Genomic DNA, 20,732 nt, shown 5'->3' with positions numbered 1-20,732 from the left:
GGACGCGCCGCCGTCAGAACGGCCAGTCGGCGTTACGGCCCGCCTCGATCAGCGGGACCATCCGGAACGTCGCGTCCGTCAGCCCGCCGAACTCGATCCGGTTCGGTGTGCCCGCGTCGAACGCGGTACGCCGGTACCCGCCGAGCGTGAAGCCGTACAGCGGCGTGCCGCGCGGCACCACCTCGGTCACGTCGCCCGTGCCGTAGCCCGGTGCGAACGTCTGCATGTCCGAGATGACGAACACGCGGTCGTGGCCGCGCAGCGTCGCCCGTACCGAATCGGCGATGCGGGTGCCGTGACCCACCTCGCCGACCCGGCGCACGAACCGGTCCACCTCGCGGATCACCGAGGCGCCCGCGGGCACGTCGTGCCGGAACACGCCGTCGGCGAAGCCGTGCAGGTCGACCCGCGCGCCGCGGGCGGCCAGCGCGACGCCGAACACCGCGGCCGCCTTGACCGGGCTCATCGTGGACCGCTTCGAGAAGCCGCCCGACGACATCGACGCCGACGTGTCGACCAGGATCAGCGACCGGCCCGGCAGCGCGGGCAGGTTGGCCAGCGACAGCTGCAGCGCCCGGTCCAGTGCGTGACCCCAGCGCAGCGACGGAGCCTGCTCGTACGCGGCGAGGAACCGGAACGGGAACTGCCGGGACCGGGCCACCTCCGCCGGGTCGGCCAGCCGCGCGCAGACCCGCTCGGCCACGTCGTCACCGACCCCGGCCTCGTCGAAGTTGCGCAGGTTACGCAGCAGCGCCATGTAACCCATGCCCGGGATCAGTGCGCTCCACAGCCGGTCCTTGGCCACGGTCGAACCCGCCAGCGACAGCACGTCCTCCCAGGTCATGCCCGCCCGGGCGAGCGCACCGTCGGCCAGGAGAACCTCCGGGTCGGCGGTCGCCGCCGCACGCAGCTCCGCGTTGGCGACCAGGGTCGCCAGTCGCGCGGACGGCGCGGTGTCCCGGCCGTGACGGCGCTGGAGCGCGTACCCGAACAGCTCGCCCTGCCACGGCTTGTCCGCGGCAGGCGACGGGTGCGTCAGGTCCAGGACGTCGCCGAACCGGAAGGCGTGCGAGGCCGTGTCGTACTTCAGCAGCGCCCGCTCCGAGTACAGCCGGGCCGCCGCGTCGGCGATGCCGCGCTTGACCGGCTTGGGCACCGCGCGGCCGTGCGTGGTCATCCAGTACGCCAGCGCCTCACCCGGCTCGTCCGGACGCTGCAGCACGGAGTCGACGATCGCCCGGCCGCCGGGCACGCCCGCGTCACGCAGCGCCTTCGCCGCCTCCAGCGCGCCGACCAGCGACGCCGAACGCAGGTGCGCGCCGCCGCGCAGCCAGCGCAGGAACCGGGCGGTCCACTCCGGATCGTCCACGGCGACCCGGGTTACCAGGTCGGCGTAGCGCCGGTCGCGGTCGCCGGCCTTCTCGTAGAACGTGTCCTCGCCGACGAGGTTCGAAACGGCCAGCAGGAACAGCTCGCTCTTCGCGTCGTGGGCGTAACCCGCGCCGCCCTCGTACGTGACGCCGGAGGGAGTCGCCTCGGCCGTGAGCGGACCGCGGCCGCGCTTGGGCAGCATTCCCTTGAGGTTGAACTTGGACATGGCGTCTCCTTTCGCCGTCGTGGGACAAAGAGGGCGGGGAGCCGCCCGCCAGCGAGATGCCCGAGATCAAGGTCGGCCACGGTGACGTGTGGTGCTCTGCCAATTGAGCTACGGCGACCCAGGGCCGCCGGCGGGACTCGAACCCGCAACCCCCCCATTACAAGTGGAAGTAACCGTCGCCTTCGCACCGGGCATTCGCTGGCGTGCAGCTCCCCGAGTTCTGGTTGGCGTCCGGTGCCCCACCGTCCGGGGCGTCGCCCGTCGAGTCGGGCGCGGGGAGTCGAACCACGAAGTATCCGTACGCCTGCGCACCGGGGAGGTGCGTATTCCGTTGTGCTCAAGCTTCCCGAGTTCTGGTCGGCGTCGGCGTTGTTGGGGGACTTGAACCCCCGGGCTCACAGAGGAGCCGTTGCCAGGAAGTAGCCGCGCGCCTGCGCACCGGGAAGAAGTGTTGGTGTCGCGTTTGACAGGAAGAACCGTACGGGTCCGATGATCCGCCGGGCAACGCAATTACGGATGATCGTGGCCGGGGTCGGCTGCACGATGGCCGCCGCGGGGTCTAGGTTGCTGAGGCAACGTTCAGTCTCTGGGAGGTAACCCCGTGACCCTGCACTTCTCGCGCCGGCTCGCGGCCACCGCGGCGGTGGCGTTCACGGTCGCCGCGCTCGGCGGCGCCGGTATCGGATACGCGGCGACGAGCGGCGCCCCGCAGCAGCCCGCGATCAAGACGTCGACGCCGCATTCGGCGGACGACATCACGAACATCGACGTGCTGCGTCAGCAGATCCGCAACTACTACGGCGACCCGCTGAGCACCGGGGTGTTCGCCGACGACAGCTACTACGCGAAGGAAGCTCGCGGGGTGGCCGCCGCGGGCAGGCGTTACCTGGCCCGCGGGCACCGCGGCTACCGCACCCCGGCCATCGTGCTCGACGTCGATGACACCACGCTGGCCACCTACAACTACGAAATCGCCAGCAACTGGGCGTACAACCCGGCGACCAACGCCACGTTCGTCACCGAGCAGCGGTTCCCCGCGGTGCCGGGCATGGTCAGCATGGCTGCCGCCGCGCAGCGTGAGGGCTATGCGATCTTCTTCCTGACTGGGCGCGGTGCGGCCCAGGAGCAGGCCACGCTGGGCAACCTGACCGCCGACGGGGTCGGCGTGGATGCGGGCTACCCGAAGCCGACCGCGCTCTCCAACGGTGAGGACGGCCTGTTCACCAAGCCCGCGCTCGCCGACTACCCGGGCTACCTCAAGCAGGCCTGTGCGGGGGACCCGAACGGCGCCTGCACCACGATCCACTACAAGTCGGCCACGCGTGCCCACATCGAGTCACTGGGCTACGACATCGTCGCGGACTTCGGCGACCAGTTCAGCGATCTCAAGGGCGGGCACACCGGCCAGACCTTCAAGCTGCCCAACCCCAGCTACTACCTGCCATAACACGATTCAGTACGGGTCCCCAGACGCGCCGCTGAATCGAGATGCCGGGCCACCGTGGGATGGCGGCGGCCCGGCACGCCGGTCACCTCACGTGAGCACGCTCTGCCACGCAAGGCACGTCGGTCGCTCGTTGGTACGGATGAACTCCCGGGCGGCTTCGCGCGCTTTCGACTTACTGACGCGCAACGTTTCTGGCGTCTCCTCGGTAGGAAGGTGCCCGTAGTCGAACTCGATCGGGTAGCCCAGCCACGGTTCTAGCTCAGGCTCGTAGCCGACCCCGTCTCCTGGTCCCATCCAGAAGACTCTGTTGCGAACTGGGTGGCCGACGGTCATGTGAAGGCCGCGCGGAACCCCGTCCACGTTCAAGGCAGCGCGGAGCCTTTTGGTCGCGTCACGTCGACGCTCGTGGTCGTAGTGACTTTGTCGCCGTCTCGAACAAGGTCTCCGCCGGTTTGCCTCGGACCGCCAACGCCTGCAGGCGATCGAAGGCGCGCTCGTATGCGGTTAGCTCGTGACGCTGGGTCAGTGTCAACTCGGCCGTGTAGGTGGACACCGTGACTGCCCGGTTGTCGTAGATGGTGAAGCCGTTGTTGCGGGGGACCGTGTACGGCGCCGCCTGCGGCACGATCCCCACGCTGATCCGAGGACGGCGCGCGGCCTCAACTAGTACCTGCAACTGCTCGCGCATGACATCAACATCACCGACCCGGGTGTGCAGCGCGGCTTCTGCCAGCAGGAACAGAAAGCGCCGATCTCCATGGCGCAGGACGCGTTGCGCCTCGATGCGCGCGGCGACGCCGTCCTCGACATCGTCTGGGATGCCATGGAACTCCACGACGGTCTTGAGAATGCCGCGGGCGTAATCCGGCGTCTGCAACAGACCGGGGATGACAGCCGGTTCCCACACGCGGAACAGTGTCGTCCGCGCGTAGGCGGTGATGTTCATCTGTTGTCGCCTACGTGTGCCGGTGCGCAGAGTACGTCGCCAGTCAAGAATCTGCGCATCGATCGCCCGCACGGCGGCGATCAGGTCGGGGATCTCGCCAGGGAAGTCGCAAGCCAGGCACCAGTCCCGAATGTCGCTCTCAGAAGCGGCCTGTTTGCCGTACTCGATCTTGCTGACTTTGGACGGCTGCCAGCCGCACGTTCCGGCAAGCTGTCGGCCGGTCATGGCAGCGTCCAGGCGAAGGTCGCGCAAACGAATTCCAATCGCCTCTACCGCGGGCTTGATCGAGGCCGGCCTGCTCACGTCATCGTCGTTGCGAAGTCATCGAGCGACATCGCTTGATCCAAGGCTAGGCGCCGCCAATCTCGGTGTCGCGCCAGGACCTCGCGGTCCTCGATCACCTCGGCTCCGACGAACGTGTCGTCCTCATGGTTGAAATGCAGATGTATGAGCGTGTGATCGTCCAAGATCCACGCATCGTAGGGCGCGAGTCCCAACCGGTTGGCTTGGTCGCGGGGCAGGTAGCGGATGTCTTCACCGGCTTGCACACTGAGGCGTGCCACGTGCAATGCGTAGCGACTCCAATCCGACAGCGGAACAGACACGATGCGCACTCGCTGCCACAACTTGCCCTGCTCCCGATCGTTGCGCAGCATCCGCATCCAGCTCCGATGCCACGCGAAGTCGTCGGGCTCGCCCGCGAGGTACCGCCGAAAAGACTCGCGCCCCACATCACTGTTGTAGCGGTCACGAACCTCGAAACGAAACGCAGAGCTGCGGAAACCAGTGAGATAACCGCCCAACTCCTGCTCGGTCAACAACGTCGTCCCTTACTCCGCTCGAAGGAACCGCATCAGCTCCTTGGGAACCTCCACGATCACCTCACCCGGTGCGCGGTTGACGCAGTCGGCCAAAGCCTCTGGATCCATGATCAGTGTCCCCTGTATCGCAAGGGTGCCGTGATCCGTCTCGTAGAGCGCAGGGCACGTGCCCTGCTCACTATTGGTGCCCAGGAACCTCAAGCGCATGACGTCTCCCAAGATGCGTTGCTTGGTGTTGCTCGGCGCGATAATCGTTGCGTCCTGCCGCGATCCAGTCAAGCGTTTCTGGAGGGTCGACACCGACATTCATCATGAATGCGTTCCCCAGCCACAATCGCGCGAAATTCGCGGCAACATCGTGGACTGTCCAGTTCGGTTCTGCCTAGCGTCATCCCGGAATGTCTTCCGGTTCGCAGGAGGTTCCGTGATCTTCGGTGCGTTGGGCGCGGTGGTGCTCGGTCTGATACTCGGATTCGTCACCGGCGGATTGCTCTACCGTCAGTCTCGTCAGTGGTGCCCGTCGTGCGGCGCATCCACCGAGCGGCCCGATCCGCCGCGGCGCTCGAATTGACCGCGCGCATCCGGTTGGGCGCGATCGTCTCGGTGGACGAGGCGCACTACTGCTACGGCCTCGGCGTGCTCACTCTGCGGGTGACCGGGATCGGCTCGATCGAACAGCACAGCGACGGCTGTTGGCTCCACCTACGTGGCCACGAGCAGTTCGACAGTGGCGGCGAAGGCCCAGAGCGTTTCGCCCTGGTGTGCCTGGGCGCCGTACGCGTCGTCGCCCAGCCGGACGGGTGGAAGCCGTGAAGCAGCCGCGCACCCGGGCGCCGGGAAGTAGATTCGTGAGCGACATCGACGTCCGGTGTCGCGCCCGACGGCAATGATCATCGGAGGCGGCATGCCCACGACAGCGAAGCCCGCTCCGTTCACCGTGGACGACTACGCCGCCCGGATGGCGCGCGCGGCAACCGCCGCCGCCGAGGCCGGCCTGGCCGGGGTGCTGGTGGCCCTCGGTCCTGACCTGGCCTGGCTGACCGGGTACCAGCCGACCGCGGTCACGGAGCGGCTCACGCTGCTCGTGCTGAGCCCCGACGGACCGCCCACCCTGATCGTGCCGACCCTGGAACGCCCCGATGCGGAGGCCGCTGCCGGGGCGGGCGCGGTGACGATCCGGGACTGGACCGACGGCAGCGACCCGTACGCGGCGGCCGGGGCGTTGCTGCGGGCCGACGGCCGGTACGGCATCTCCGACTCCACCTGGGCGATGCACCTGCTCGGGCTGCAACGAAACCGGCCGGGCACGGCGTACCTGTCGTTGACGGACTGCCTGCCGATGTTGCGGGCGGTCAAGGACGCCGACGAGCTGGAGCGGCTGGCCGCCGCGGGCGCCGCCGCCGACGCCGCGTACGAGGAGATCCTGAAGGTCCGCTTCGCCGGGCGCCGCGAGACCGACGTCGCGGCCGACCTGGCCGGGCTGCTGCGCCGTTTCGGGCACGAGCAGGTGGACTTCACCGTGGTCGGCTCGGGGCCCAACGGCGCCAACCCGCACCACGAGGCGGGGGAGCGGGTGATCGAGGCGGGCGACGCCGTCGTGCTGGACTTCGGCGGCCTGCTGTCCGGGTACGGCTCGGACACCACGCGCACCGTGACGGTCGGCGAGCCGGACCCCGAGGTGCGCAAGGTGCACGGCATCGTGCGCGAGGCGCAGCAGGCCGCGTTCGAGGCGGTGCGTCCCGGTGTGCCGTGCCAGGAGATCGACCGGGTGGCCCGCCGGGTGATCACCGACGCCGGGTACGGGGAGTTCTTCATCCACCGCACCGGCCACGGGATCGGTGTCACCACCCACGAGCCGCCGTACCTGGTCGAGGGCGAGCCGGCGCCGCTCGTGCCCGGCATGTGTTTCTCCATCGAGCCGGGGATCTACCTGCCGGGCCGATTCGGCGTACGGATCGAGGACATCGTCACCGTGACCGCCGAGGGCGGGCGCCGGCTCAACACCACCAGCCACGACCTGGGCCTGGTCAGCTAGCCCCGAGCCGCCGGTGCATCGGGTACCCGCACAGCACGCCGAGGGCGATCGCCATGATCGTGCCGGTGGCGCCGACCAGGTCCGGTGTGGCCGCCACGGCGCCGCTGGTCAGGACCTCGGTGACCCCGATGAGGCTCACCCCACCGGGCACCAGCAGCCAGAAGGCCGGCAGGAAGGAGACGAGCGCGGGCGGGCCCGACGGCCTCCGTTCCACCAGGAACGCCACCATGGTCATCAGCAGGGCGCCGGTGAAGCCGCTCAGGTAGCCGGAGAACACCTGCTCGCCGAGGTACCGGCCGACCCATGCGGCGTACAGGACCAGGCAGAGCCAGCCGAGGGAGCGCGGCGGCGCCGACCGGAACAGGTAGTTGCCGACGCCGACCAGGAACACCCCCATCCAGGGCGCCCACGCGCCGAGGCGGTACTCGCTGGTGGCGACCACGACGTCCGGCCGGGGCAGGCCCACGACCTGGACCGCGCCGAGCAGCCCGAATGCCAGCAGGACCAGTTGCAGGGTTCCGGCCACGAGTCGGCTGGCTCCCGTGACGAGCTGGGCCGCGGACATCTCGACGACCCCCATGGTGAGCACCGCGCCGGGCAGGAAGGTCACCAGTGGGGCGACCAGCGCGCGGGCTTCCGTGTCGGCCCAGCCCGAACCGGCCAGCACCAGGGTGAGCGCGGCGACGACGAAGGAGGCGACCACCGGCATGAGGATCTGCGCACTCGTCCAGCGCCCGGCGAACACCTTGAGCGCGCCGATCAGGGCCCCGAACGCCGCGGCCAGCAGCAGGTCGCTCACGGTCGGGCGCAGCAGCATGCAGATGCCCGCGGTCAGGGTCATATGCCCGAGGATCGTCACCGGACGGCCGAAGCGCGGCGCCATGACCAGGATCTCCGCGACCCGCCGGGCCCCCTCGGCCGGGACCACCTCGCCGTGCTCGGCGGCCTTGAGCAGGTCGTACAGTGCCGCGGTCTGGTGCAGACGCAGCGTCTGGGGGGTCAGCTCCAGGGTGGCGGGCTGTCCCGGCTCGAGCGCCACCACCAGGTACGTGGGCAGCGCGCTGACCCGCAGCCGGGGCGCGCCGTACGCGGTCGCGACCCGGCGCAGCCGGTCCTCGATCCGGTTGACGGCCTCACCGGCGGCGGTGAGCCCGCTGCCCAGGTACAGCAGGAACTTCAGCAGCTCGGGCGCATCGGGGGCGCCGTCGGTACGGGACACGTCGTCGGGTGGGATCACGAGACCGGCACCTCCTCCGGTCCCCGTCCGTGCTCCCGGACGCGCTGCGCCGCCGTACCCCGAGGATGCGACCGCGTCCCGCGCTGTGGATCATCCCTGCCGGACGAGATTGCCGCTGGGCTGCGAAATAGCCCGGCAGGGATGAGGGAGGCCGGGCCCCGGCCCGGACACGATGGCCGGAACCACCCGTTCCCTCACACCGGGAGTAGACGATGACGGCCTTCACCGTGTGGAAGTTCGACGATCCGGACGGCGCCGAACGGGCGCTGCGGCTGCTGCGCGACGCCGAGGCGGACGGGCTGGTCAAACTCGACGACCACGCCGTCGTGCGGTGGCCGGCGGGGCAGCCGCACCCCGACACCAGACACGGCCACGAGGAGACCTGGAAAGGGGTCGGCTGGGGCGCGGTGTGGGGGCTGCTGATCGGCACCCTGTTCTTCATCCCGGTCATGGGCGGGCTGGCGGGCGCCGCGCTGGGCGCCCTCGCCAAGGCCACCGAGGACGCGGGGATCACCAAGGAACAGCTGGAGCGGATCCGTACCGAGGTGACCGAGGGCACCTCGGCGCTGTTCGCGGTCACCGAGCAGGGGGACCTCGACCGCCTCGGGGAGCGCATGCGCGGCTGGCACAGCACCCTGATCGCCACGAACCTCACCGACGCCGAACGCGAGACCCTGCTGGAGACGTTCGGCGGCGCGTGAGCGTCAGTACGGTGTCGGGATGTGCCGGACCCGCAGGTCGGGTTCGGAGTAGCCGCCCGGCTTCTGCCGCTTCGGGAGGATCACCTCGTGATGCGGCAGCGGCCGGTACGGCACGTTGGCCAGCAGGTGCGAGATGATGTTGAGCCGCCCCCGCTTCTTGTCGTCGGTGTAGGCCACATACCACGGCGCCCAGGTCGTGTCCGTGGCCTCGAACATCTCGTCGCGGGCCCGCGAGTAGTCGTACCACCGGCCGTACGACATCAGGTCCAGGTCGGACAGTTTCCACACCTTGCGCGGGTCGTTGATCCGGCTCTCCAGCCGCCGGGTCTGCTCGTCGGGGCTGACCTCCAGCCAGTACTTGAGCAGGATGATGCCGGAGTCCACGATGGCCCGCTCCACGTCCGGGGCGGCCTGCAGGAACTGCTGGGCCTGCCGTTCGGTGCAGAAACCCATGACCCGTTCCACCCCGGCGCGGTTGTACCAGCTGCGGTCGAAGATGACCACGTCGCCCGCGCCGGGCAGGTGCGGCACGTACCGCTGCAGGAACATCTGCGAGCGTTCCCGCTCGGTGGGGGCGGGCAGCGCGACGACCCGGAAGACGCGCGGGCTCACCCGTTCCGTGATCGCCTTGATCGTGCCGCCCTTGCCGGCGGTGTCGCGGCCCTCGAAGAGCACACACACCTTCGCGCCGGTGTCCTTCACCCACTCCTGCAGAGCGACCAGCTCGCCGTGCAGGCCACGCAGCTCCCGCTGATACTCCTTCTCCTTCATCCGGGGCCGCTCGGCGAGGTCGGGCTGGTCGCGCCGGGGACGCGGCGCGGCGCCGTCGCGCTCCGCCAGCAGCACCCGCCCGTTCGACTCCTTCGCGTGCTTGTGCTTGCCCATGGCGTCCTCCCTGAGTCAGGCCGATGCCGTGCCGGCCGATGCCGTGCCGGTTCGTGCCCGCGCCGGAGTGACCGCCCGCACCGGGTCGATCGCGGGCTGCGGCGCGCGGTTGCGGCGGATCCACTTGCCGATCTCGGCGACCACCGGCAGCACCAGCGCGAGGCCGAAGCAGGCCAGCCATTGCGGGCCGGTGAGCGGCTGGGTCATCAGGCTGCTGCGCAGGAAGTCGACCGTGGTGGCCAGGACGACCAGGGTCACGGTGATCAGCCCGACCCCGGCGGCCTTGAGGATGGGGGGCAGCAGCCCGCTGGCCGGGTCGCGGCGGTTGACCAGCGCGTTGCCCACGGTGCCCAGGCCCATCACCACGAAGGTCATGGTGAGCGCGGCGCTGGGCGCGTCGGTGCGCGGCTCGTCCGGGCCTGCGATCAGGGGTACGAGCGCGGCCGCGAACAACACCCCCGCGTAGAGCAGCCAGAACGACACGGCCGTCCGGTTGATGATCGGCAGGCTGGGGTCGCGCGGTGGCCGTCGCATCACCTCGGGATCGCCCGGATCGGTGGCGATGACGATGACCCCGACCGCGGTGGCGAAGAAGAACAGATACAGGATCATCGACGGGGTCATCGCGACCCCCTGGTTGATGTTGAACGCGGTGGCCGCCACGAACAGCATCACCAGCGACAGCAGCTGGGTCATCTGGTAGCGGATGTACGCGACGATCTTCTCGTACACCCGGCGGCCGATCTCGATCGCGCGCACCAGGGTGCCGAAGTTGTCGTCCGTGAGGATCATCCGGGCGGCCTGCTTGGTGACCTCGCTGCCGCTGCCCATCGCCACCCCGATGTCGGCCTGCTTGAGCGCGGCGGCGTCGTTGACCGCGTCGCCGGTCATCGCCACGATCAGCCCCTGGTCCTGCATGATCCGGGCCAGGCGCAGCTTGTCCTCCGGCGACACCCGGCCGAAGACGTGCAGCTCGGGCAGGCGCCGGGCCAGTTCCTCGTCGGACAGCGCCCGCAGCTCCCGGCCGCTGATCGCACCCGGGCCCAGCCCGAGGTTCGCGCCGATGGCCTGCGCGGTGACCGCGTGGTCGCCGGTGATCATCCGTACGTCGATGCCCGCGCGCAGCGCGGTGTGCACCGCGTCGGTGGCCTCCGCGCGCAGCGGGTCGATGATGCCCACCATGCCGACGAAGCCCAGGTCACGGGTGAGCGTCATGGGCGCTTCGGCCATCGCCCGGCTCTCGTCGGGCGTCACGATCCGGGCCGCGAACGCGAGTACCCGCAGGCCCTTCTCGCCCATCCGGCGGTTCGCGGCGTTGATGTCCGCGCGGACCTGCTCGATCGGCACCTGGTCGTCGCGCAGCGGCCGGCCCGCGGTCGCACACCGCGCCAGCACCACGTCCGGGGCGCCCTTGACCAGCTCGATCACGCGCTCACCGTCGGGTGTGGCGTACCGGTGGAACGTGGCCATGAACTTGTACTCGGAGTCGAACGGCACCTCCGCCAGGCGCGGATAGGTGCGCCGGGTCTCCTCGGCGTCCACCCCGAGCTTGGCGGCCAGCACCACCAGGGCCGCCTCCGTGGGGTCGCCGATCACCGCGCCGTCGTCGCCGACGGTCGCGTCGCTGGCCAGCACCAGGCCCAGCGCCAGGCGGGTGAAGTCGGGCACCGCGGCGCCCGCGGCCGAACGCAGCGCCCCGACCTTGCGGTAGCCCTCGCCCTCCACGGTGAACCAGGCACCGTCGATGAACAGCTTCGAGACCATCATCTGGTTCATCGTCAGGGTGCCGGTCTTGTCGGAGTTGATCGCGCTGGTCGCGCCGAGCGTCTCGACGTCGGTGAGGTTCTTGACCACGGCCTTGGCCGCGGCGAGGCTGCGCGCCCCGTACGCCAGCAGGCCGGAGACGAACGCGGGCAGGCCGGTCGGGATCGCCGAGATGGCCATCGCCGTGCCCAGCAGCATCACCTCCTCGAAGGTCATGCCCCGCAGCAGGCCGACCACCACGATGAACGCGACCGCGGTCCAGGCGATGATGCCGAGCACCTTGGTCAGCGCGTCCAGCTCCCGCTGCAACGGCGAACGGGTCCGCTTGACCTGGGTCAGCATCGTCGCGATCTGCCCCATCTCGGTCAGCATGCCGGTCGCCGTGACCACCATCGTGGCCGTGCCCCGGGTCACCGAGGTGTTCTGGTACAGCATGTCGGAGCGGTCGCCGACCGCGACGTCCCCGGCCGGCAGCGTCCTGGCGTCCTTCGCGACCGGGGCGCTCTCCCCGGTCAGTGCGGCCTCCTGGACCTCCAGCGTGGCCGAACGCAGAACGCGCCCGTCGGCCGGGACGAGATCACCGGCTTCCAGGCGCACGATGTCGCCCGGTACCAGCTCGGCGGCGGGGCGGGAGAGCAGGTCACCCTCGCGGACCACCCGCGCCTCGGGCACCTGCATCTTCGCCAGGGCGTCCACGCTGGCCCGGGCCTTCAGCTCCTGCCGGGAGCCGAGGACGACGTTGAGCGTGATCAGCAGCGCCACGATGATCGAGGTGGAGACCTCGCCGATCGCCACGCTGACCAGGACCACCGCCACCAGCATGAGGTTCATCGGGTCGCGGAACTGCTGCAGCGCCACCATCCACGCCGACGGGGGCTTCTCCTGGGCGATCTTGTTCGGGCCGTACCGGACCAGGCGCTGCGCCGCGTCGGAGCGGGTCAGGCCGCGCTCGGCGTTGCTGTCGAACGCGGCCACCACGGCGTCCGCGGGGCGGGCGTACCACGGTGGGGGTGACGTGGCCGCGGCGCCTGAGCGCGTCTGCTCGATGGTGCCCGTTCCGTCGCTCATCGCACGCCCCCTGCAGTCGGGCAGGCGGTTCCCGCCCGGTCTTGCGCCCCACGCTCGCGGGTCCCGGCCCCGCCCCCCTCACCCGTCGGGGATGGTTTTGCCCTTCGCCCGGCTACGCGTGGGCCGCGCGCATTCCGGCGATCGCGGTGACCACCTGGGCGATGCCGACGAAGACCAGGATGGTCGCGCCGACGAAGACGAACGTGGCGAGCCCGATGTGCGGCCAGACGAGCACCGCGATCGCCCCGAGCACCATGATCAACCCGGCGGCGATCCGCCAGCCCCGGCCACCCTCGGCGGAGCGGCCGATGCCCATGAAGACCTGCACCAGGCCGTCCAGCAGCCAGCCGATCGCGACGATCAGCACCAGCAGGGCCAGCGAGGCCGTGATGTTGCGCAGGCACAGGATGCCGACGAGTGCGGTCAGCACGCCGAACGTGATGCCCAGCACCCGGAAGAGCACCGGGTAGCCCGGCGCGAACAGCAGCAGTACGGCGTGGATGGATCCGGTCAGCACCAGGTTGAGGCCGAACAGGAAGCCGATCACCCGGACAGTGGCGTCGGGCCAGGCGAAGGCCGCCACGCCGACCATGAGCGCGAACACCCCGACAGTCAGGCGCAGCCAGTCCCGGTGCTCTCCGATCGCCGGGTAGCCCAGCACGGCCGGGTCTTGGTGGACGGTCATCGTCGTCTCCCTTGCTTTCGTGGCCGTCCGGGGGCCGGCGGCCGGTGCGGGACAGATGCCCTGGCGCGGATGCTGCCTGTCGGGCACGGCCCGGTCATCACCCCCGCCGCATGAAAGCCGTCCCGCCCGCCGCGCTCAGCGCGCCGTGCCGTCCGTCGCGGGCGGATCGCCTCCGCGGGCCAGGCGGCCCAGCGCACCCTCGTCCTGCGCCACCACCTGACCGATCACCGAGGTCAGGAGCAGGCAGAAGGCCACCACGTAGAGCCAGCCGATGTAGGTGAAGGCGACCCCGATGGTGCCGTAGCGGTCGGCGCTGCTGCGCAGCGCGATGGGCAGGAAGATCGACCCGGCCGGGCGCAGGAACAGCATCGCCAGCCCGAAGATCACGCCGCCGGCGGCCAGCAGGCGCGGCCGTACCGCGCTGCCGAGCACCAGCCAGGGCATCAGGACGGCCATCGCGCAGTCCGCGGCGAACAGCAGCAGCACCAGGGAGAGATCCGGCAGGGGCAACCGGTCGGTGACCCAGCCCAGCAACCGCGTGCCGACCATGAACACGGCCAGGGTCAACACGGTCGCGAACCACCGCCACGCCGCGCGGGCATTGGACGGGGGCTGGCGTACCCCCCACACCGCGGTGTACGCGCGGGCCAGCGCCCGGGCCAGCCCGGTCGAGCTGACCAGCACGAGCAGGCTGCCCACGACGCCGAACGCGCCGAGGCCGCCCTCGCGTACCGCGTCGACGAACAGGCTCCGGGCGGCGTCGGGCAGACCGGCGGCGTTCACCAGCTTGCTGCTCTCCCCGGGCCCGACCAGGGCGCCCATCAGGATCAGCACCGGGATGATCGAGGTGAACGCCTGCGCGGCCAGGGTCATCGACCGGTCGAAGATCTGCACCCGGACGAGCCCGGCCGTGATCCGGGCCAGCATCCTGCCGACCCACTGGCGGGCGAGCCAGGCCACCGGCGGGCGCCATCGCCGGGGCAGGCCGCGCAGCACCCGCGCCACCCGCGCCTCCCAGTCGCCGTCCACCGCGGATTCGGCAGCCGGTGGGGGTCCGGGGTCGTCCGGGCCGGGTGCGGCCGCGGATCCGGGGTGGTCGGGGACGTGCGGCACGGTTACCCCGGGGGTGCCACGGCGGGGCGCCGGACCCGGTCCCGGCCGTTGCGCTCGGCGGGTACGGCGGCCGAGCCGTCACTGGAGATGATCGAGTTCATCCACCGGGTCCCCGGGTCGATGTCCACGAGCAGGCCCTTGGCCAGCAGGCTCAGCGGAATCGCCAGCAGCGCGCCGAGCGGCCCGAGCACCCAGCTCCAGAAGATCAGGGACAGGAAGGACATCGTGGCGGACAGGCCGACCGCGTCACCGACGATCTTCGGCTGGATCACCGACTGGATCACGAAGTTGACCAGGCAGTACAGGACGATGACCATGGTCAGCAGTTGCGGCCCGCCCTCCAGCAGGCCCAGCAGGGCCGGGGGTATCAGGCCGATGACGAAGCCGATGTTGGGGATGTAGTTCGTGATGAACGACAGCAGCCCCCACAGCAATGGCAGCGGGATGCCCAGCGCCCACAGCACACCCGTGTCGATCACCGCGACGATCAGCCCGAAGACGGTCGACACCAGCAGGTAGCGCCGGGTGCCCTGGGCGAATGAACGAAGCGCCCCGACCACCTCGGGGCGCTGCCGGGCGGCGGTGCCGAGCCGGGCCGGGAAGTGCACCGCGTCCAGGCAGAGGAACAGCAGCACCGCCAACAGGTAGATGCCGTTGGACAGGACCCCCACGACCCCGCCGAGTACGGCCTGGAGCAGGTCCGTGATGCTGCTGGGCTGGATCAGCCCGGCGACGTCCTGCACGTGCTGAGTGTCGATGCCCAGGTCGCTGAGCGCCTGCGCGGTGTCCACCCGGAGCTGGGCGAACTTGTCCTGGTAGTGCGGCAGCAGGTCGACCAGCCGGGCGACGGACAGCACCAGGGCGCCGCCCAGGCCGAGCAGCACCGCGTAGACGGTGGCGACCAGCGCCAGCCCGGCGGCCCAGCCGGGCGCGCCGTGCCGGCGCAACCACGTGCTGAGCGGGCTGGCGGTGACGGTCAGCATCAGGGCCAGGAACACGGGGGCGATGAGGCCCGCCACTTCCCGCATACCGGCCACCGTGACCACCGTGCCGGCCAGGCCGAGCAGCACGATGACCCCGCGAGGCAGGGCGTATCCGCCGCCGTTCGCGTCCCAGGACAGATGATGTCCGGGGACGGCGCCGTCGACACGTCCACGAAGCCGTACGACGGCAGGACGGTAGCGCCCTGGCCTCCGGGTCACCGGTGCACCCCCTCATCGAGCCCGGCCGGGCCGGGGTGCGGTCAGCTGTTCTTCAACTCCCGGCCGTGCACGGCCAGCGCGTAGATCACCAGCACGTCCACCGCGATGACGATGGAACTCCAGACCGGGTACGCGGGCAGGAACGCGAGATTCGCCAGGGCGCTGACCACGGCGATCACGATGCCCGCCACGCGGGCCCACATCTGGCCCATGAGCACACCGAGACCGGCCGCGATGGCGACCAGGCCGATGATCAGGTGGGTCCAGCCCCATGCGGTGTAGTCCATCGTCAGGACCAGGCCGTTGCGGGTCACCAGGTAGTACTCGTCCCGGAAGATGGCGACCAGGCCCTCCATGACCTGGAAGCCGCCCAGCATCAGCATCATGATGCCGGCGAACAGGACGAAACCCACCCACGCCGTGGGTTCGCGACCCGCCCCCGCGTACGGCGCGTTGGCGGAATAGGTCGGTCTCTGCTGAGTCTCCGACATGGTGTCACCTTTCCTCGGTTGCTTCTCCGCGTCCCGGCGCACGGGCCGGACGTCTGGTCTGACGCCGGGGGACCGATTCCATGCTGGCCACCCGCATGCGCCCCGCGCGCCATCCGCCGCGAGTGAGAACATCACCCGCCGGGCCGGATGTCCGCCCTCGTCAGGGAGGTGGCGGAGGGTGGGTTCGGTGCTCATTCGCGGGGGACGATCCGCGGGCCGCCCGTACCCGGTGCCATGAGGTGTGACCTCAGCCGCCCTCGTGTTGACCATGGCGGTGCTGTTCGCCTGGGGAGCGTTCGCGGCGCGGCTGGAACGGGCCGACCTGACCGCGCCCATGGCCTTCGTGGGCGTCGGCGTGCTGCTGGCGAGCCTGGTCGACTTCGGTGGCCAGGCGGAGACCGCCGCCGTGGCGGCGCTGACCGAGGCGACCTTGACCTGGGTGCTGTTCTCCGATGCCGCCCGGGTCGGGCTGCGCGAACTGCGCAGCGACGCGGGGATCTACGGGCGCCTGCTCGGCCTGGCGCTGCCCGTGACCGTGGTGGTGGGTGCCCTGTGCGCCTGGTGGCTGCTCGGGGCGCCGGGATTCTGGGTGGCGCTGTTCGTCGGTTCCGCGCTGGCGCCGACCGACGCGGCCCTCGGCGCGGTCGTCATCAGCCACCCGGCGGTCCCGGCCCGCATCCGGCGGATCATCAATGTGGAGAGCGGCCTGAACGACGGGTTCGTCACCCCGATCGTGGTATTGGCGCTCGCGGGTGCCGCCGCCACCGAGCACGGGACCGGCGGCCCGGGCACCATGCTGGCCGCGGCGCTGCAACTCGCGGGCGGTGCGCTCATCGGCATCGCGGTGGGCGGTGGCGGCGGCTGGCTGCTGCGGACCACCGAGCGGCGCGGCTGGGCCGGGGAGAACCTGGCGGGCCCGGCCGTGCTGGCGCTGGCGCTGCTGGCGTACGCGGGGTCGGTGGCCGCGCACGGCAACGGCTTCGTCGCCGCGTTCGTGGCCGGGCTCGCGTTCGGGCGGGTCGCCGGGCGGGGCGGGCCCCGGGAGGTCTTCTACGTGGAGCAGACCGCGGGTCTGGTCTCCATGCTGGTGTGGATGCTGTTCGGCGCGATCGGGGTGCCGGTGCTGGCCGGGCAGCTCAGCTGGCAGATCGTGCTGTACGCGGTGCTCAGCCTCACGGTCATCCGGATGGCCCCGGTGGCCCTGAGCCTGATCGGCACCCGCCTCGGACCCCGCACGGTCGCGTTCATCGGGTGGTTCGGCCCGCGCGGGCTCGCCTCCGTCGTCTTCGCCCTGCTGGCGGTGGAGGAGCTCGGCGACGAGGCCGCCCCCGCGGTCGCGGTCATCGTCGCGACCGTGCTGCTGAGCGTGGTGGCGCACGGCGTCACCGCGGGTCCGCTGGCCGCCCGGTACGGCAGCCGGGAGACGGCGCCCGAGGCGCCCGGAGGGCACATCGCCCCCGCCGCCCGGCTGAGATCCGCGGCCGCCGCGCCGCCGGACCCGGTCCCATCCGTGCCTGACCCGATCCCCGCCGCGGCCGAACGTTCCCGGCCGGACGGCGCGTCCGGCGAGCGGGGGACCCCGTGACACCGCCGATGCGGGTGTCCACCCTGGTCGCGGTCGTGCTGCTGGACTGGGCAGCGCTGGGGCTGACCATCGGGCTGCTGCCGGGGATCTCGGCCAGCTCCGGCTGGGCGGTCCTGCTGGCCGCGGTCGTCCTGGGAGCGCTCGGCGCCGCCCTGCGCCCGGTCGCCGCGGTGCTGGTCACCCGGATCGGCTGGGCGGGCGTGTTCCTCGGCTGGCTGCTGAGTCAGGCGGTACTGGTCTACCTGGCCCTGTCGGTCACGCCGGGCCTGCACGTCACCGGCTTCTGGCCCGCCTTCTGGGCGTCGTGGGTGTACGGCGCGCTGGTCAGCGGCGGCCTGTGGGTGGTGACCGCCGGTCAGCCGGAAATGGTGACCCGGCATCTGCTGCGGGTGAACCGCCGCCACCGGCGGGCCGCCGCCGCCAGCGACGTGCCCGGCGTCGTGATGATCCAGATCGACGGGCTGTCCGCGCCGCTGGCCCGGATGGCGATGTCCACCGGCGCCCTGCCGACCCTGAACCGGTGGCTGCGCACCGGCAGCCACACCCTCGCCGAGTGGTACGCCGAGCTGCCCGCCACCACCCCGGCCAGCCAGGCCGGGCTGCTGCACGGCGCGAGCGCGCAGGTCCCGGCGTTCCGGTGGTACGAGAAGGAGTCCGGCCGCCTCATCGTGACCAACCACCCGCGCGACAGTGCGCTGGTCGAGTCGCGCCTCACCGACGGGCGGGGCCTGCTGGCCGACGGCGGGGTCAGCGTCAGCAACGTCTTCTCCGGCGACGCCCCGACCAGCCTGCTCACCATGAGCACGGTGGGCACCCCGCGGGCGCCCGGCCGCCCGGCGCGGTTTCTCGGCGCGTACCTGATCGATCCGTTCGGACTCACCCGGTCGCTGTTCCTCACCATGGGGGAGATCGTCAAGGAGCTGTACCAGGCCCGGCGGCAGCGGCTGCGGCGGGTGGAGCCGCGCATCCCGCGCACCGCCTCGTACGTGCTGTTGCGCGGCCTGACCAACGTGCTGTTGCGGCACCTCAACCTGTCGCTGATCGCCGAGCACATGATGCGCGGGGCGCCGTCGATCTACTGCGACTTCGTCGACTACGACGAGATCGCCCACCACGCCGGTCCGGCCCGGCCCGAGGCGCTGGCCTCGCTGGAAGGCATCGACAGCGTGCTGGCCACACTGGAGGAGCTGGCCCCCGCGGCGCCGCGCCCGTACCACCTCGTGGTGCTCTCCGATCACGGGCAGAGCCAGGGCGCGACGTTCCTTCAGCGCTACGGTGTCGCGCTGGAGGATCTGGTGCGGCAGCTCAGCGCGGCGCCCGGCCGCGGGGTCGTGGTGGCACCCGAGGACGAGCAGGCCGGGCGCGCCCGTACGCTGCGGGCGGGCCTGCTGCCCAAGCGGGACGACCCGGCTGGCGCCGCCCCGGCGGGCACGTCGGCGGGGGCGAGCCCGAACCAGCCTGGCGAAGGCACCGGCGTGGCGGCTGCGGCCTCCGGTGACGGGCGGCCGGAGCTGGTGGTCGCCGCCTCGGGCAACCTGGCCATGGTCTATCTGGCCCGGCATCCCGGCCGGATGACGCTGGAGGAGATCGGACAGCAGCATCCCGCGCTGCTGGCGGGCCTGATCGAGCATCCCGGCATCGGTTGGGTGATGGTCCGCTCGCGCGGGCTCGGTCCGGTGGTGCTGGGCCGCGCGGGGCGGCGCGTCCTCACCGACGACCGGGTGGAGGGCGACGACCCGCTGACCGGGTGCGGCCCGCTGGCCGCCGCCGACCTGTGCCGCCACGACGCCCTACCGCATGTCGGCGATCTGTTGATCAACAGCGTGGTCGACCCGCAGACTCAGGAGGTGGCGGCGTTCGAGGAGCTGATCGGCTGCCACGGCGGTCTCGGCGGCTGGCAGAACCGGCCGGTGCTGATCCACCCGGCCGCGTGGCCCGTCGACACTGAGCTGATCGGCGCTGACGCCGTGCACCGGCAACTCGTGCAATGGCTGGAACAGCTCGGCCAGCGCGCCGGTCGCCTCGATCAGAGCGCCCCGGCCCCGGATCAGCCCGCCCCGGCCCCGGATCAACCCGCCCCGGCCCCGGATCAGAGTGCCGGTCCCGGATCACCCGGCGGGGCGGCCCGGCCCGCCGCCCGATCGGGGTCGTCCGGCGGCTGACCGGGGCCGTCGTCCGACGCCGGATCGTCGGCGGTGTGCCCGTTGCGGTGCCAGCCGCGCGGGCGCCAGTTCTCGACCACCTTCGCCACCGCGGTCACCAGGAACAGCTGGCCGAGCAGCGCCTCCAGGACCGCGGTGCTCTGCGCCGGATTGCCCGCGGGCACCAGGTCGCCGTACCCCGTGGTGGTCATCGTGACGAAGCTGAAGAACAGGGCCTGCGACATGGTCGGGTCGCCGTCGGCGCCGAACAGCGGGCCGGGTTGCAGCGCACCCAGGCATGCGTACGCGAAGCCGAACGCCATGCCGATCAACAGGTACGCGGCCAGCGCGCCGTACATCGTCTGCTGATCCACCCCGCGACGAAAGCCGATGTCGCGCACGATCGATATCGGAGCGACCAGGTAGAGGAGGCTGCCGGCCAGGAACGTCAGGCCGGACAGCGTGCCGACGTCGGTGAACAGGCCGACCACGGCCAGGATCAGGGCGACGGCGAACACCACCGTGGCGGCGATCCGCAGACCCGGCCGCGCCTGGGACACCCGCAGCGCCACCCAGACCGTCCCGGTCTGCACGAACAGCACCACCGCCACGATCCACGGCCGGTCGGCCTGCAGCGCCAGCACGTACGTGGCCACGATGAGCAGCAGCACGAACCCGTACCCGTGGCGCGGCGCCCGCAGCGGCACCCGGGCTGCGTCCTGGCCGGTCGCCATTGCCATCCGTGGCTCCGGCGGGGCTCAGCGGGCGGGATCCCGGACCGGGTCGCCGCCCTCTTCGGGTGGCAGCCGACGCACCTCGATGAGGCGCAGGCCCAGGCCGTGGATGCGGGAGATGAGGCCGACGACGGCGGACTGGTCGGGAAGCGACCCGTGCAGCACGGTCTCCGGCGGCTCCACGCTCACGGTCAGGTCCTGTAGCTCCCTGAGCAGTTCCGCCGGGATCACCCCGGACACCCTGACCTGATAGGTCGCGTCGGGCATGGCCTTCCCTCCG

At 71.2% G+C, this 20,732-nt stretch carries 21 protein-coding genes; 7 read left to right on the top strand and 14 right to left on the bottom strand.

Annotated elements, in window-relative coordinates:
- Positions 1-13 precede the first annotated feature (13 nt).
- Positions 14-1,597, bottom strand: a complete 1,584-nt coding sequence (locus tag ACMCNO_RS26930) for a TROVE domain-containing protein (protein ID WP_412752241.1) — start codon at positions 1,595-1,597, stop codon at positions 14-16.
- Between the two features lie 601 nt (positions 1,598-2,198).
- On the opposite strand from ACMCNO_RS26930, the gene ACMCNO_RS26925 reads away from it, so the two are divergent.
- Entirely contained in the window at positions 2,199-3,044 is an 846-nt protein-coding gene (locus ACMCNO_RS26925; RefSeq protein ID WP_412752240.1) for an HAD family acid phosphatase, read from the top strand.
- 87 nt (positions 3,045-3,131) lie between these two features.
- Here the strand turns inward: ACMCNO_RS26925 and ACMCNO_RS26920 are convergent, their stop codons facing one another.
- From ACMCNO_RS26920 to ACMCNO_RS26905, 4 genes are all read right to left on the bottom strand, one after another.
- The gene (locus ACMCNO_RS26920; RefSeq protein WP_412752239.1) at positions 3,132-3,338 is read right to left on the bottom strand and encodes an Imm1 family immunity protein; all 207 of its coding nucleotides are present in this window, start codon (positions 3,336-3,338) and stop codon (positions 3,132-3,134) included.
- Positions 3,339-3,435: 97 nt separating this feature from the next.
- A complete protein-coding gene (locus ACMCNO_RS26915) occupies positions 3,436-4,293 on the bottom strand; it encodes a helix-turn-helix domain-containing protein (RefSeq protein ID WP_412752238.1) in 858 nt (285 codons plus the stop codon).
- A complete protein-coding gene (locus ACMCNO_RS26910; protein WP_412752237.1) occupies positions 4,290-4,808 on the bottom strand; it encodes a DUF6879 family protein in 519 nt (172 codons plus the stop codon). The genes ACMCNO_RS26915 and ACMCNO_RS26910 overlap by 4 nt, the downstream gene beginning before the upstream one ends.
- A 12-nt stretch (positions 4,809-4,820) precedes the next feature.
- A complete protein-coding gene (locus ACMCNO_RS26905) occupies positions 4,821-5,111 on the bottom strand; it encodes a hypothetical protein (RefSeq protein WP_412752236.1) in 291 nt (96 codons plus the stop codon).
- 124 nt (positions 5,112-5,235) lie between these two features.
- Here ACMCNO_RS26905 and ACMCNO_RS26900 point away from each other — a divergent pair, with 124 nt between their 5' ends.
- The 3 genes from ACMCNO_RS26900 to ACMCNO_RS26890 all read left to right on the top strand — a co-directional run bounded on the left by ACMCNO_RS26900 (position 5,236) and on the right by ACMCNO_RS26890 (position 6,846).
- A complete protein-coding gene (locus ACMCNO_RS26900) occupies positions 5,236-5,382 on the top strand; it encodes a hypothetical protein (protein WP_412752235.1) in 147 nt (48 codons plus the stop codon).
- Complete coding sequence (locus ACMCNO_RS26895) at positions 5,379-5,624, top strand: hypothetical protein (RefSeq protein ID WP_412752234.1); 246 nt, start codon at positions 5,379-5,381, stop codon at positions 5,622-5,624. Before ACMCNO_RS26900 ends, ACMCNO_RS26895 begins: the two co-directional genes overlap by 4 nt.
- Positions 5,625-5,715: 91 nt before the next feature.
- On the top strand, positions 5,716-6,846 hold the full coding sequence (locus ACMCNO_RS26890; RefSeq protein ID WP_412752233.1) for a M24 family metallopeptidase: 1,131 nt from the start codon (positions 5,716-5,718) through the stop codon (positions 6,844-6,846).
- On the opposite strand, the gene ACMCNO_RS26885 is transcribed toward ACMCNO_RS26890, so the two are convergent.
- Positions 6,839-8,083, bottom strand: a complete 1,245-nt coding sequence (locus ACMCNO_RS26885) for a threonine/serine ThrE exporter family protein (protein ID WP_412752232.1) — start codon at positions 8,081-8,083, stop codon at positions 6,839-6,841. The genes ACMCNO_RS26890 and ACMCNO_RS26885 overlap by 8 nt on opposite strands.
- A 212-nt stretch (positions 8,084-8,295) precedes the next feature.
- Here ACMCNO_RS26885 and ACMCNO_RS26880 point away from each other — a divergent pair, with 212 nt between their 5' ends.
- Complete coding sequence (locus tag ACMCNO_RS26880) at positions 8,296-8,784, top strand: DUF1269 domain-containing protein (RefSeq protein ID WP_412752231.1); 489 nt, start codon at positions 8,296-8,298, stop codon at positions 8,782-8,784.
- Positions 8,785-8,787: 3 nt separating this feature from the next.
- On the opposite strand, the gene ppk2 is transcribed toward ACMCNO_RS26880, so the two are convergent.
- From ppk2 to ACMCNO_RS26850, 6 genes are all read right to left on the bottom strand, one after another.
- Positions 8,788-9,669 (bottom strand): polyphosphate kinase 2, encoded by an 882-nt coding sequence (gene ppk2 / locus ACMCNO_RS26875; protein ID WP_412752230.1) that lies wholly within the window; start codon positions 9,667-9,669, stop codon positions 8,788-8,790.
- Positions 9,670-9,684: 15 nt separating this feature from the next.
- A complete protein-coding gene (locus ACMCNO_RS26870; protein ID WP_412752229.1) occupies positions 9,685-12,501 on the bottom strand; it encodes a cation-translocating P-type ATPase in 2,817 nt (938 codons plus the stop codon).
- 112 nt (positions 12,502-12,613) lie between these two features.
- The gene (locus tag ACMCNO_RS26865; RefSeq protein ID WP_412752228.1) at positions 12,614-13,186 is read right to left on the bottom strand and encodes an HdeD family acid-resistance protein; all 573 of its coding nucleotides are present in this window, start codon (positions 13,184-13,186) and stop codon (positions 12,614-12,616) included.
- Positions 13,187-13,321: 135 nt separating this feature from the next.
- Complete coding sequence (locus tag ACMCNO_RS26860; protein WP_412752227.1) at positions 13,322-14,299, bottom strand: YhjD/YihY/BrkB family envelope integrity protein; 978 nt, start codon at positions 14,297-14,299, stop codon at positions 13,322-13,324.
- Between the two features lie 2 nt (positions 14,300-14,301).
- The gene (locus ACMCNO_RS26855) at positions 14,302-15,501 is read right to left on the bottom strand and encodes an AI-2E family transporter (protein ID WP_412752226.1); all 1,200 of its coding nucleotides are present in this window, start codon (positions 15,499-15,501) and stop codon (positions 14,302-14,304) included.
- A 41-nt stretch (positions 15,502-15,542) separates the two neighbouring features.
- Positions 15,543-15,992 (bottom strand): hypothetical protein, encoded by a 450-nt coding sequence (locus ACMCNO_RS26850; RefSeq protein ID WP_412752225.1) that lies wholly within the window; start codon positions 15,990-15,992, stop codon positions 15,543-15,545.
- Positions 15,993-16,233: 241 nt separating this feature from the next.
- Here ACMCNO_RS26850 and ACMCNO_RS26845 point away from each other — a divergent pair, with 241 nt between their 5' ends.
- Positions 16,234-17,577 carry a cation:proton antiporter gene (locus tag ACMCNO_RS26845; RefSeq protein ID WP_412752224.1) on the top strand — a complete coding sequence of 448 codons (1,344 nt, stop codon included), beginning with the start codon at positions 16,234-16,236 and terminating at the stop codon, positions 17,575-17,577.
- Positions 17,574-19,739: a phage holin family protein gene (locus ACMCNO_RS26840; RefSeq protein ID WP_412752223.1), complete on the top strand. Its 2,166-nt coding sequence runs from the start codon at positions 17,574-17,576 to the stop codon at positions 19,737-19,739. The genes ACMCNO_RS26845 and ACMCNO_RS26840 overlap by 4 nt, the downstream gene beginning before the upstream one ends.
- On the opposite strand, the gene ACMCNO_RS26835 is transcribed toward ACMCNO_RS26840, so the two are convergent.
- A complete protein-coding gene (locus ACMCNO_RS26835; protein ID WP_412752222.1) occupies positions 19,667-20,458 on the bottom strand; it encodes a potassium channel family protein in 792 nt (263 codons plus the stop codon). The two genes, ACMCNO_RS26840 and ACMCNO_RS26835, sit on opposite strands and share 73 nt — an antisense overlap.
- A gap of 18 nt (positions 20,459-20,476) precedes the next feature.
- On the bottom strand, positions 20,477-20,719 hold the full coding sequence (locus tag ACMCNO_RS26830) for a hypothetical protein (RefSeq protein WP_412752221.1): 243 nt from the start codon (positions 20,717-20,719) through the stop codon (positions 20,477-20,479).
- Positions 20,720-20,732 lie beyond the last annotated feature (13 nt).

The sequence above is a fragment of the Krasilnikovia sp. M28-CT-15 genome (assembly GCF_047159595.1).
Taxonomy (GTDB): Bacteria; Actinomycetota; Actinomycetes; order Mycobacteriales; family Micromonosporaceae; genus Actinoplanes.
The sequence above is the reverse complement of the archived record's forward strand: the minus strand, read 5'-3'. Positions and strand labels throughout refer to the sequence as shown.